Consider the following 12,668-nt stretch of genomic DNA (forward strand, 5'->3'; position numbering starts at 1 on the left):
TCATACGATAAGTTGTTCTACTTTCCATGCTGTATCTTTCCAATTTCTAAAATAATTTCTTCATCTTTTTTCCCCTCTGTATCAATTCCAAGTTGCTTAGCGTGCTCAATTAATAAATCATGACGCTTCTCAAACCTAGCGGTATTTACTTCTTTCGTAACCTCTTCTTTTGTTTTTCCCTCTGTAGAAACTCCTAGTTTCTCTGCTGCTTTTTCCATTGATTTCTTCTCTTCTATTTCTTTTACTTTCTTCACTTCTGATTGTTGTATTTGCTTTTGTTTCAGCTGCTCTGATTCAGCCGCAAAAGCTGTGTAAATTCCAGCACTTCCTCCAATAACTAATAAAGTGGTAAAAAGAATTATTTTTTTCTTCACTCTTTCCTCCCCCTTTCAAATTCATTATAACGTACATTTTTACAGCATTAAAAACAATTATCCTTTATTTCCCTAAAAAAACATTTAATATTTTTATTGACATGTAAGATGAAAATATGATAAAAATTTAACTAACATCATATGAATCGGCGTTGATAGGATTTAGTAGTATTTCGATTTCTGATTTCAGAGAGCTGGTGGTCGGTGCGAACCAGTACAGAGCGAATTATGAATTACCCCCTGGAGCTTCTTTTACGAAACGTGAGGAGTAGTGAAAGACGGTTATAGACCGTTATGTCTAAAGAGTGGTGAAACGACACTGTTTCACAATTTAGGGTGGTACCGCGAATTTTTCGTCCCTGCATATATTGCAGGGGCGTTTTTTATTTTATAAGCGCATATCATATGACCCTTTATTTTGTGATACATTCATTTCACAAGCTAGGGTGGTACCGCGATTTCTTCGTCCCTGCATAATTATATGCAGGGACGTTTTTTTATCCAATCATTTCCGTATCATATAGAAGAACAAACAATTACCGGTAATTTGTCACAAAATTCTAAATTTTAGAAGGAAATATACAATATTGGCGAATTTTATATAAAAAAGAGCTATTTCATATTACTTAGGAGGGGAAAACAATGGTTTCAAAAATTGAGTCTGTTCTTTTAACAATTTTTATCTTTTTCTGCATTGGCTTTAGTGTTATCAAATTAGAAGTTTCACCACACATCCCGATTTTATTTGGCATCGTTCTTTTATTAGCGTTTGGATTTATGAAAAAAATTGATTGGTCTACTATGGAAAAAGGAATGATAAGTAGTATTTCAGCTGGTATTCCATCTATATTTATTTTCTTACTTGTAGGCGTATTAATTAGCATTTGGATCGCAGCTGGAACTATTCCAACTTTAATGGTATACGGCTTCCAACTTGTATCTCCAAAAATTTTCGTTCCAACTGTTTTTGTTGTTTGTGCAATTGTTGGAACGAGTATCGGTAGTGCATTTACAACTGCTGCAACTGTAGGACTTGCCTTTATGGGAATGGGTACTGCCCTTGGATACGATCCAGCTCTTATTGCTGGGGCAATTATTTCTGGGGCATTCTTCGGAGATAAAATGTCTCCTTTATCTGATACAACAAACTTAGCGCCTGCTGTAACGGGTGTAGATTTATTTGAACATATTCGTAACATGCTTTGGACAACAGTGCCAGCTTTCATTATTGCTTTTATCGCATTTTTCATTTTAGGAAGCGGATCTGGTGGAAACGTTGATTTCTCAGCATTTATTAACACATTAGAAAAAAATGCAACGATTTCTATCGTTACACTGATTCCTATTTTATTACTGTTCCTATTCGCATTTAAAAAGGTACCCGCAGTTCCAACATTACTTGCAGGAATTGTGGTAGGGATTATTATTCTCTTTATTTTTAAACCTAGCACTTCTTTAGCTGATTTAATAAAAATTATGCAAGACGGTTACGTTTCTAAAACTGGTATCAAAGATATTGATAGCTTATTATCTCGCGGTGGCCTGCAAAGTATGATGATGTCAATTGCTCTTATTTTCCTAGCTCTTTGTATGGGAGGATTATTACAAGGAATGGGTATTATAGCGCAGCTGATGAATATTATCTCTAGCTTCGTAAAAACTAGTACACGCTTAATTATTTCTACTGCTTCAACTGCAATTGGTGTAAACTTCTTACTCGGTGAGCAGTACTTATCCATCGTTTTAACAGGACAAGCATTTGCTAATAAATACGATGAAGTCGGTTTAGAACGTCGTAATTTATCACGAGTATTAGAAGATGCTGGTACAGTAATTAATCCACTCGTACCATGGGGTGTAAGTGGCGTATTCTTAACAAACGTTCTTAGCGTTCCAACATTCGATTACCTGCCATACGCAATCTTCTGTTTAGCATGTCCAGTCGTAACCATTATCGTCGGCTTTACTGGATTCGGTCTTTCATGGAAAAAAGAAAAAGCAGTACCAGTTTCATAATATAATAAAAAGGATTACCAAATCGGTAATCCTTTTTATATTTCTCGACTATCTATTCGCTTTCTTTCTTCTAAATAACATAAGTAATCCCGCTCCAACAAACGCAAGACCCGCTCCAATTGTAGAAGCAATACTTGCACCTGTTTTCGGTAAATCACGTTCATCTTTTTCAGCTTCTTTATTTTCACTTACAGTTGTTGTTGTTTCTTTTGTATTTTGATCATCTGTTGTAGTTTGTCCAGATCCAGTATTGTTTCCATCTTGTTTTGGTTCATTACCATTATTACCTTCTTCTGTTGGTGGTGTTGGGTTTTCTCCATTACCTGTTGGCGGTGTCGTTTGGTTTTCTCCACCACCTGTTGGCGGTGTCGTCGGGTTCTCTCCATCACCTTTCGGTGGTGTCGTTGGATTTTCTCCACCAGTTTCTTTATCATCATTTTTCTTCGTTATATCAATTGCATATTTAGCAAATTGATTTTCAGATGGTCCAACATATGATATGTTCCCATCTTTCTTTATATACTTTTGTGCATTTGGTGAAGAATCAAATGTTGTATTTAATTTATCTGCAACAATCGGTTTAAACGTCCAATTTTTATCTGCTGTCGGGTTAATAACTGGCGTTTCTTGCATATACTTTACAATAATTTGACGTGTTTCATCTTGCGATTGATATACAACTTCCCCTTTACTTACACCCGGGAACGTCTGGCTACTTCCACGATAGTTATTTGTAGCAACGATGAACTCTTGATTGTCAGCTACTGGCTTACCTTCATATGTCATATTTACAATACGATTCGTATTTGCATTTACAACTTTTCCATCTTTATCGTATTTCGCCGGTTGTGTTACATCAATTTCATATTTTAAGCCATCTAAAATATCGAAGTTATATGTAGGATAGCCTATATTTACTAATGGCTGTTCTTCTGTTTTCTTTGGATCAATTGTATTAAACTGACCTGCAGACATTTCAAGCCATTCTTTCACTTGTGCCCCATTTACTTTTACAGCATATAACGTATTTGGATATACGTATAAATCTGCAACGTTTTTAATCGCTAACGTTCCAGCTGGAATATCCGTATAATATGTTGCACCGTTTCGACCACCTGCTTTAAATGGTGCCCCTGCAGATAAAACCGGAATATCTTTAATCTTTTCGTACTCTGGTTTTTTAAGTTCTTGTTCTACATACCATTTTTGCGCATTTGTCACAATTTGTACAGAAGAATCATCTTGTACTAATGAAAAATAACTATTAATTGGTGCTTTCGTTGTACCTACAGCTGTATTTACATAATCGATTGTCGCTTCATGCTCACTTTTAATCTCATTAACTAATCTTGGATCAGGTCCTACATTACCTTTACCATTAACAATTGGGCGATATTGTGGCTTAGATTGATCTTTTTGTACTTCCCATTTTCCGTTTACCTTTTTCAATTGCATATCAATAATACCTAAGTTATTTCCAAAAACGCCAGGCATTACAACTGGAACACCATTAAATACACTTGCCACTTCAGTATGTGAATGTCCCATTAATACTGCATCTACGCCAGGAACTTCTGTCGCTAAATAAAACGATGCATTTTCCATTCCTTCGTTGTATCCACTCTTATCAACACCTGAATGCGCTAGTGCAACTATAATATCCGCACCTTGCGCCTTCATTTCCGGAACTAATTTTTTCGCTGTTTGCACAATATCTTTTGCTTTTACTTTTCCTTCTAAGTTCGCTTTATCCCAGTTCATGATTTGTGGTGGAACAAATCCCATTACACCAATTTTCACTATTTGTTTTTGGCCTGCTTCATCCACTACTTCTTTCTCTAAAATATGATATGGTTTATCAAAGTAATGCTCGTCATTCTCATCATTACCATCATGGTCATCTATATAGACATTCGAGTTAATAACCGGGAAATCCGTTTTTTTAATCACTTTTTTTAAATAATCTAAGCCGTAGTTAAATTCATGATTCCCAAGAGAGATGACGTCATACTTCATTAAATTCATTACACGATATAATGGATGTGTATAACTAGGATCCACAGGATTCTTCGGATCTTTTATTTTATTTGCTACATAATCTCCAAGCGGTGTCCCTTGTAATGCATCTCCATCATCAAATAGGACAGAGTTTTTCGCTTCTTCACGTGCTTTATTAACGAGTGTTGCAGTTTGCACGAGACCTACTTTATTATCTGTTTTCGTTTGATAATAATCGTAATTCATTAAGTTAACGTGAATATCTGATGTTTCTAGAATTCGTAAGTTAACTGTACTCTCCCCAGTGTTCTCATCTGCATGAGCTGTTGTTGGCATTACTTGCGGTGCTATAACACCAATCGCAAGAGTTGCTCCAGCTAGCATTTTTTTTGACTTTTTCACAAAAAATCCCCCTTATACAATTACCAGAAATAATGAAATGAATCCCTATCTGTCTCTAACCACATACCTTTTTTCTTCTATTAGAGACACAATTTTCATTTCACCCTGCGCTAACGAGTAGTCCCCTTAAACGCCCGATTGATGAAGACTATTAATTAATAGGAAATAAAGCTCCCACTCATTAAATTTTCACCTTATCTGACATTATCATATATAAAGTTCTTTCCTATCGTCAATATTTTTTGACAAACTTCAACAAATTTTCTGTAAAGTTATTATAAACTTTTCATAAACATATAATATGCCCTTACATTGCTAATACTGCTGAATATGATACAATTACCAATTACAAGGAGGATGAATTTATGAAAAAAGTCATCTTAACAATTGTTTGTCTCCTCCTTCTGATCATTTCTTATTCTTATTTTGAAAAGAACGACGAGACAAAACAAAATGAATCTGAAGAAAAAACAGAAAAAACATCTGCCCCAAATTGGATTGATAAGCAAACAAACGAATCTTTTTATCATCTTGTATTAGGTGATTCACTCGCTAAAGGATATGGATCGACACAAGGTGGATTTGCTGAATTAGCTTCTAAGCAAATAGAAGCACAAATTCATAAACCAATTACAGTAGAAAACCTTGGGGTAAACGGTCTTACAACAGATCGTCTCGCTAAAAAAGTTCAATCAGAAGATGTAAAGGAAAAAATTAGAGCAGCAAATATAATTACAATTAATATTGGAGGAAATAATTTATTTCGTTTAAATCGTGATGTTGGTGTTATAGATGGTATAAAAATGTTAAATAAAGAAAAAGCCCATTTTGAAGCGGATATAAAAAGTATTGTAAAGACAGTTCGAGATCAAAATCCGGACGCTTTACTCATTCTCTCAGAACTCTATAACCCGTTACAACTCGATGACTCCATCGCAAGTTATGCAGATATGTTTTTAGATGGCTGGAATGAATCTGTTTATTCCATTTCCAAAGCAAATCAACCATCTATCGTTTTACCAATTCGCAAATTAATATCGAATGATAAAAAAGAGTTATTATTTGACCAAGTACACCCAAATGATAACGGCTATGCAATTATTGCCAATACATTTACAAAGCAAGTGTTATCCTACAAATATTAAAGCGACCATGAAACAATTCTATTTTTATAACATGTCTTTTTTGTTACAATGATAGTGGAAGGGGGCCTTTATATGGAATCACGCGAGTGGGAACGTATTGTTGATCATCTTCTTTCGCTAGTGCCTCTTTTTTATCGCAAATTTATGCTTCCTGGAGAATTTTCTTCTCAAAGACATATGCCGCCATCACATACACAAGTATTACTGCTTTTGCATGAAAACGGCACATTAGCAGTTTCCGAAATCGGCAAGCGGCTAGCGATTTCACGGCCTAACATGACACCTCTATTAAACAAACTTATTCAAGAAGAACTAATAGAGCGTCATTATAGCGAAAAAGATCGACGGGTCATTTTAATTTCCCTAACAGCTGAAGGGAAATTATTAGTAAATCAGTATCAGCAATTCATTTTAGACAAACTAAAAGAAAATTTCCAAACATTATCTGAGGAAGAGCGCGAAAAGCTCATTCATTCTCTTCAAACCATTCAAAATTTAATTTTGAAAACAAACGTATAAAGCTGCTTCTAAATAGAAGCAGCTTTATGATTCGTAATAATTACCATAGTATACATTGGAATATGGCCATGTTGTTAAATATGGTTTTTTTTCCTGTGTAGGCTGTTGTGTTGGTAATTGTGGTATTTGTGATAATTGCTGTAATTGTTGTTGCCGATATAATTCGTATTGTCTACTCGTATCATAAACCGGATAATAATTTACATATGGATATACTTGAGGTACGTAATAATAATACATTATCCTCTCCTCCTTTTTCTTAAACATATTCAAAGGAGAAAATGAATGTGACATTGTTTATAATTGTACAAGTGGTTCTCTCACTCGTTTCTTCCTTTTCTTCAAACGTAACTTACGGTTCTTTTCGTATAAATAATGCACAACGAAATATGAAATGAGACCAAACACAACTCCTAAAATCGTCATTCCAATTAATACATACACTTCACTTTGTAATAAGCTCTTTAATATCGTAAAAATGTGACTTGAAAACAAGTCCGATATCGTAAATGGTTCATGATGAATTTTCTGTACATGAAATGGATAAATCATTTTTCCTAGCGCATACGCAAGCGGAAATAAAAATACTGGGAGAAACGATATTTTCCCAATAATATTGCCAATAACTGCCGCAGGAAAAGATCCCTTTGCTAACCTGACGATTGGATAAAATATTACATATACGAGCGATGCCGTATAAATGACTAACATTTCTAAGCCGAATCCTATAGCAAACCCTAACGATACTTTCTTTGCGCCTTCTGGCGATCGAAGCAACTTATAATATTGAAACTTTAATATTCTCCACATCCGCTGGAAAAACGAATATGTTTTCTTAGTTGTTTTCACCCTCATCATCTCTTTAACTATATTTTTATATGTAGTATGTCCTTACACACTCTGAAAAACAAATTTAGTTTTCTCTTTTATTATAAATGATATCGAAATGGTTAACCAAATATACATCCGACATTTTAATATAAAAAAACCTCCCTTTTAGGAAGGCTCTTCTACATTTTTAAATAAACTCACTAATAACGCTTTTTGAGCATGCAATCGATTACCAGCTTGCTCAAAGACGATAGACTGCGGTCCATCTATAATTTCTCCTGTTACTTCTTCTTCACGATGGGCAGGTAAACAGTGTAAGAAACGATATGTTTGCTTCGCATGCTTAACAAGTTCGTTATTGATTTGGTAAGGTTGAAATAAAGTATACTTCTCTTCTTCGCCCTCTTGCCCCATGCTCATCCAAACGTCAGTATAAATGAAATCTGCTTCATTCACCGCTAATTCAGGATCATGCAAAACTTCAATTTCAGCTCCTGTTTCCTTGGCAATTGCTAACGCTTTTTTTACAATCTCTTCATTCGGTTCATACCCTACAGGCGTTGCCACAGTCATATGCATTCCGACTTTTGCACTCGCTAGCAACAATGAATGACATACATTATTTCCGTCACCTACGTAAGCCAATTTTATTCCTTTAAATGTATTTGTTTCTTCGTATATCGTCATAAGGTCTGCCAATGCTTGACAAGGATGGTGATCATCCGTTAAACCGTTAATAACAGGAATACTCGATTCTTTTGCAAGCTCTTCTACATCCGCGTGTGAGAATGTACGTATCATGATCCCGTCAATATACTGCGATAATACTTTCGCAGTATCTGAAACGCTTTCTCCTCTTCCCATTTGCATCTCTTTCCCACTTAAAAACATACCATGTCCCCCGAGCTGTACCATTCCTGCTTCAAAAGATACACGAGTACGAGTTGAATGCTTATCAAAAATAAGCCCTAATATTTTGCCTTGTAATAAAGGCTCTTGCTTATTCTTTTTTAAATATATAGCGAACTCAATTAAAGAAATAATTTCTTCTTTCGTTAATTCTTCTAGTGTTAAAAGATCTTTCGTATTTAATTTCGGTACTTGTACAGTTGACATGAAACTTCCCCCTTATATGATTGATACGTTTTTTGTACAAACTACTTTTTTTATTATATATACTGCCTGTTCTAACTCTTCATTCGTGACAATGAGTGGCGGTAATAGTCTTATCACATTAGGACCTGCTTGTAATACGAGAAGTCCTTCGTTTTCTAGTTGTTCTATAAAACTTGCAACTTCATGCTTACACTCAATCCCAATCATAAGCCCCTTACCACGTATATTTTGAATACATTCGACATGCTGTAATTCCTCTTGCAACTTCTCTAATACGTACTCGCCTTTTTCTTGTACTTCTTTTAAAAAAGATGGTTTTTTACTTACTTGCAATACTTCTTTCGCTGCAGCCATCGCGATGTAATTCCCGCCAAAAGTTGAACCGTGTGATCCTGCAGGAAACGACGCTCCGAGCTCTTTCCGGCCAATCATCGCTCCGACAGGAATCCCATTCCCAAGCGCCTTTGCAACGGTAACGATATCAGGCTCTATTCCCACTTGTTCATAAGCGAATAGTGTTCCAGTTCTTCCTATCCCCGTTTGTACTTCGTCTATAATAAATAAGGAACCGAACTTATTACATAATGTTTCAATCTCTTTCAAAAAAGATAGATCAGCAGGTATTACTCCTCCCTCTCCTTGAACAACTTCTACCATTACCGCCGCAACTTCTTCATTCATTACTTCCTCTAATGCTTTAATATCGTTAAAAGGGATATGTAAAAAAGATGGAAGTAATGGACCAAATCCTTCTTTTACCTTATCTTGGCCCGTTGCACTCATCGTTCCAAATGTTCTACCGTGAAAAGACTGCTGGCATGTTACGACGAGAGATTTTCCAGTATGCTTACGTGCTAACTTTAAAGCCGCTTCATTTGCCTCTGCCCCACTATTACAGAAAAACACATAATCTAATTCTCTATTTTCTGTTAATAATGACGCAACTTCTTCTTGCAAGCTGTTTGTAAACAGGTTAGATATATGCCATATATCATCAAGTTGCTCTTGTACACCTTTGAGAACAGTAGGGTGACAATGTCCTAAATTACATACGCCAATTCCTGATGTGAAATCTAAATATTCCTTACCGTTATTATCAATAACTTTCGTTCCAGTTCCCTTTACAAACTCAATAGTTCTTCTGCCATACGTTTGAAAAAGATGACTCGTCATGCAATACTCACACCTTTCGTTACCGTCGTTCCAATACACTCTCCCGTAACCTCAGTAAAATCTTTTGTACCATTCACAATACTTATCTTTTGCACTCCCATTTTTAATGATGCTAGTGCCGCCTGTACTTTCGGAATCATCCCACCTGTAATAACACCTGTTTCTATAAAAGTAGCAATTTCAGATTCATCCGTTTCCTTTACCAAATTCCCTTCATGTAATATTCCATCTACATCCGTAATAAAAATAAGCTCTTTTGCCCCTAACGCAGCCGCAATCCCAGCTGCAGCATTGTCCGCATTTATGTTATAAACTTCATTACCATTTACCCCGATTGGAGCAATAACAGGAATATACTCCATATTCATTAATCCTTTTAATAAGGCTGTTTCTACATAACTTACTTCCCCCACATATCCTATCTCTTCACTGACAGGTTGAACTTGAAGTAAATTGCCGTCACATCCTGAACAACCTACCGCAAGTAAATTATGCTTTTGTAAATTCATTACGAGTTTTTTATTCGTACTTCCGCATAGCACCATTTGAACAACATCCATAACTTCTTTTGGTGTTACGCGTAATCCATCTCTTTTTTCTACGTTGATGTTACAATCTTTTAATTTGGCATCAATTTCTGGCCCACCACCATGAACAATCACTACTTTATACTTCTGTTGCAATTTCTTTATACATTCAAAAAACACAGCTTTTAATTGATTCAACATACTACCGCCGCATTTCACTATAATATATTCGCTCATCTTCTCTCTCCTTATGTACGATAACAAGCGTTTATTTTCACATATTCATAGCTTAAGTCACAGCCCCAAGCTGATCCTGTCTCTTCTCCTAAGTGTAAGTACACATTAATGACTATTTCATCTTCTTGTAATCTCTCTTTCATTTCTTCTTCAGAAAATGTTTGAGGCTCACTATTTTTTAATACCAATATAGATTGAAGAGTAATGTCAATTGTATTCGGACTAATAGCTACTTCACTTTGTCCAATACTGCTAATAATTCGTCCCCAGTTTGGGTCTTCACCATGTATTGCTGTTTTCACAAGACTCGAACCGACTATTTGCTTTGCAATTTTTTTTGCCTCTTCATTCGTTTGAGCTCCTAGCACATTTACTTCTATTAACTTCGTAGCGCCTTCACCATCTTGCGCAATTTTTTTTGCTAAATCTTCACATACCTTCTGTAAAGCACATACGAAAGTTTCCCAATCTGTATGTTCCATATTTATCGGCCTTGTTTCTGATAATCCACTTGCCATAACGATGACCATATCATTCGTAGAAGTATCGCCATCTACCGTAATTTGATTAAATGTATGATTCGTAATTTGGGATAATGCCGTTTGCAATACGTCATGCTCTATATGAGCATCTGTCGTAATAAAACTAAGCATCGTTGCCATATTCGGATGAATCATCCCTGAACCTTTTGCAACACCCGCAATCTTCACTTTCTTCCCATCAATAATCATTTCATAGCAAGTTTCTTTCGTTATGAGATCCGTCGTTAAAATTGCTTCAGAAAAAGAATATGCTTCACTTTCTTCCTTCGTCGGTATAAGAGTTGCAACTCCCTTTCGGATTATATCCATCGGCAGCGGAACACCAATTACACCTGTTGAAGCTACTGCAACGTAATTTTCTTTCAATCCAAAATGTTCCGCCCCTAATGTGCGCATCTCGTATGCGTCTTGTAATCCTTTCATTCCAGTACAAGCATTTGCATTTCCACTATTAACGATAATTGCTTGTAACTTCCCTTCTGCCGTTATACTATCCTTCGTTACTTGCAAAGGGGCTGCTTGTATTTGATTCGTTGTATACACAGCGGCACATGATGCTGGTACGTCACAAACGATTGCCCCTAAATCCTTTTTCTCCTTTTTCAGACCATTTGCAGTACCAATTGCCGAAAAGCCTTTCGGCGTTACAATTGAACCATTTTCTAATTTTGTAATAGACGCTACTTTAATCATCATGTCCCCCTTATAGATAAAGCGGCATATGTTGTAAACCTGTTGTCTCTTCTAGTCCCGCTATTATGTTTGCATTTTGAATCGCTTGCCCAGCCGCGCCTTTCATCATATTGTCTATAACAGAAACGACCGTAACTCTTTCTGTTCTCTCATCGTAAGCTATGCCAATATCACAATAATTTGAGCCTCTCACTTCTTTTGGACTTGGAAATTTCCCTTGCGTACAAATTCGGATGAAAGGCGATTGTTCATACGTTTCTTCATACAATTTTTGAAGTTGCTTTATTTCCATCTTTTGTTTTACTTTTGCATAAAGTGTAATCATGATTCCTCGTGATATCGGTATTAAATGTGTGCTAAATGTAATTGGCTGTAATTCACTATTCCATTCTGTAAGCATTTGCTCAATCTCTGGAACGTGCTGATGCTGGTTTACTTTATAGATGTGTAAGTTATCGTATAGCTCAGGAAAATGAGTCATTGTTGTTGGTGTTTTACCTGCTCCTGATACCCCTGATTTCGCGTCAATAATAATCGAATCTTCTTCAATCCTGCTACTACGTACTAACGGTGCTATCGCTAGCAATGTGGCTGTAGCAAAACATCCTGGGTTTGCAATTAAATTTGCCTTTTGAATCTCAGTCCTTTTCCATTCACTTAACCCATACACTGCTTTTCTAAGAATTTCTTCTTTCGCTGCTGGCCTTTTATACCACAGTTCATATGACGAAGGATCTATCATACGAAAGTCTCCAGATAGGTCAATTACTTTTAAACCTTCTGCTAATAACTTGGGAGTTAACTCCGCCGATACTCCTGCTGGTGTTGCTAGAAATACGATTTCTGCTTCTTTCCCTATTGTCTCCACATCAATTTCTTGTAACGTATGAACGAGGACATTTCGAAGATGCGGATATACATTTGTTATACACTCACCAACTTGTGAAAAAGAATGAAGAGATGCTATAGAAAAATATGGATGTTGTTCTAATAAACGAATTAACTCAATGCCCCCATATCCAGTGGCTCCAATAATTGCGACTTTCATAAGTTCCTCCTCAAATCGATTCTTTAAATTAAGTATGATTATAATAT

Annotated in this window: 12 protein-coding genes and 1 other annotated feature; of the genes, 3 read left to right on the plus strand and 9 right to left on the minus strand. The window is 36.0% G+C overall.

From position 1 onward, the window contains the following. Positions 1–17: 17 nt before the first annotated feature. Positions 18–374, minus strand: a complete 357-nt coding sequence (locus ACQGSG_RS02175) for a hypothetical protein (protein WP_000726902.1) — start codon at positions 372–374, stop codon at positions 18–20. 143 nt (positions 375–517) lie between these two features. Next, positions 518–738, plus strand: a binding site (T-box leader). Positions 739–1,016: 278 nt separating this feature from the next. On the opposite strand from ACQGSG_RS02175, the gene nhaC reads away from it, so the two are divergent. Then, entirely contained in the window at positions 1,017–2,390 is a 1,374-nt protein-coding gene (gene nhaC, locus ACQGSG_RS02180; RefSeq protein WP_000253716.1) for a Na+/H+ antiporter NhaC, read from the plus strand. A 48-nt stretch (positions 2,391–2,438) separates the two neighbouring features. Here nhaC and cpdB read toward each other — a convergent pair whose 3' ends face one another. Next, positions 2,439–4,790: a bifunctional 2',3'-cyclic-nucleotide 2'-phosphodiesterase/3'-nucleotidase gene (gene cpdB / locus ACQGSG_RS02185; RefSeq protein WP_325842500.1), complete on the minus strand. Its 2,352-nt coding sequence runs from the start codon at positions 4,788–4,790 to the stop codon at positions 2,439–2,441. 365 nt (positions 4,791–5,155) lie between these two features. Here cpdB and ACQGSG_RS02190 point away from each other — a divergent pair, with 365 nt between their 5' ends. Beyond that, a complete protein-coding gene (locus tag ACQGSG_RS02190) occupies positions 5,156–5,935 on the plus strand; it encodes a GDSL-type esterase/lipase family protein (RefSeq protein ID WP_000755850.1) in 780 nt (259 codons plus the stop codon). A 72-nt stretch (positions 5,936–6,007) separates the two neighbouring features. Beyond that, a complete protein-coding gene (locus ACQGSG_RS02195; protein WP_000445819.1) occupies positions 6,008–6,454 on the plus strand; it encodes a MarR family winged helix-turn-helix transcriptional regulator in 447 nt (148 codons plus the stop codon). A 24-nt stretch (positions 6,455–6,478) separates the two neighbouring features. Here ACQGSG_RS02195 and ACQGSG_RS02200 read toward each other — a convergent pair whose 3' ends face one another. The 7 genes from ACQGSG_RS02200 to argC form a co-directional block, all read right to left on the minus strand. Beyond that, complete coding sequence (locus ACQGSG_RS02200) at positions 6,479–6,694, minus strand: hypothetical protein (RefSeq protein ID WP_000291957.1); 216 nt, start codon at positions 6,692–6,694, stop codon at positions 6,479–6,481. A 57-nt stretch (positions 6,695–6,751) separates the two neighbouring features. After that, positions 6,752–7,312, minus strand: coding sequence for a DUF2062 domain-containing protein (locus ACQGSG_RS02205; protein ID WP_002005691.1), 561 nt, complete (start codon positions 7,310–7,312; stop codon positions 6,752–6,754). A gap of 138 nt (positions 7,313–7,450) precedes the next feature. Further along, a complete protein-coding gene (gene argF / locus ACQGSG_RS02210; RefSeq protein ID WP_000108852.1) occupies positions 7,451–8,401 on the minus strand; it encodes an ornithine carbamoyltransferase in 951 nt (316 codons plus the stop codon). 12 nt (positions 8,402–8,413) lie between these two features. Beyond that, a complete protein-coding gene (locus tag ACQGSG_RS02215) occupies positions 8,414–9,574 on the minus strand; it encodes an acetylornithine transaminase (protein WP_000200559.1) in 1,161 nt (386 codons plus the stop codon). Next, positions 9,571–10,338 carry an acetylglutamate kinase gene (gene argB, locus ACQGSG_RS02220; RefSeq protein WP_000006036.1) on the minus strand — a complete coding sequence of 256 codons (768 nt, stop codon included), beginning with the start codon at positions 10,336–10,338 and terminating at the stop codon, positions 9,571–9,573. The genes ACQGSG_RS02215 and argB overlap by 4 nt, the downstream gene beginning before the upstream one ends. Before the next feature lie 11 nt (positions 10,339–10,349). Next, positions 10,350–11,573 carry a bifunctional glutamate N-acetyltransferase/amino-acid acetyltransferase ArgJ gene (argJ, locus tag ACQGSG_RS02225; protein ID WP_162280967.1) on the minus strand — a complete coding sequence of 408 codons (1,224 nt, stop codon included), beginning with the start codon at positions 11,571–11,573 and terminating at the stop codon, positions 10,350–10,352. A gap of 10 nt (positions 11,574–11,583) precedes the next feature. Continuing rightward, the gene (argC, locus tag ACQGSG_RS02230) at positions 11,584–12,621 is read right to left on the minus strand and encodes an N-acetyl-gamma-glutamyl-phosphate reductase (protein WP_000861251.1); all 1,038 of its coding nucleotides are present in this window, start codon (positions 12,619–12,621) and stop codon (positions 11,584–11,586) included. Positions 12,622–12,668: the final 47 nt, after the last annotated feature.

Source organism: Bacillus sp. GMa5/1 (genome assembly GCF_050172015.1).
Classification (GTDB): domain Bacteria; phylum Bacillota; class Bacilli; order Bacillales; family Bacillaceae_G; genus Bacillus_A; species Bacillus_A cereus.

Coding starts and splice junctions, on each gene's coding strand:
- nhaC (WP_000253716.1), top strand. CDS start 1,017: ATGGTTTCAAAAATTGAGTCTGTTCTTTTAACAATTTTTATCTTTTTC.
- ACQGSG_RS02190 (WP_000755850.1), top strand. CDS start 5,156: ATGAAAAAAGTCATCTTAACAATTGTTTGTCTCCTCCTTCTGATCATT.
- ACQGSG_RS02195 (WP_000445819.1), top strand. CDS start 6,008: ATGGAATCACGCGAGTGGGAACGTATTGTTGATCATCTTCTTTCGCTA.
- ACQGSG_RS02200 (WP_000291957.1), bottom strand. CDS start 6,694: ATGTATTATTATTACGTACCTCAAGTATATCCATATGTAAATTATTAT.
- ACQGSG_RS02205 (WP_002005691.1), bottom strand. CDS start 7,312: ATGATGAGGGTGAAAACAACTAAGAAAACATATTCGTTTTTCCAGCGG.
- argF (WP_000108852.1), bottom strand. CDS start 8,401: ATGTCAACTGTACAAGTACCGAAATTAAATACGAAAGATCTTTTAACA.
- ACQGSG_RS02215 (WP_000200559.1), bottom strand. CDS start 9,574: ATGACGAGTCATCTTTTTCAAACGTATGGCAGAAGAACTATTGAGTTT.
- argB (WP_000006036.1), bottom strand. CDS start 10,338: ATGAGCGAATATATTATAGTGAAATGCGGCGGTAGTATGTTGAATCAA.
- argJ (WP_162280967.1), bottom strand. CDS start 11,573: ATGATTAAAGTAGCGTCTATTACAAAATTAGAAAATGGTTCAATTGTA.
- argC (WP_000861251.1), bottom strand. CDS start 12,621: ATGAAAGTCGCAATTATTGGAGCCACTGGATATGGGGGCATTGAGTTA.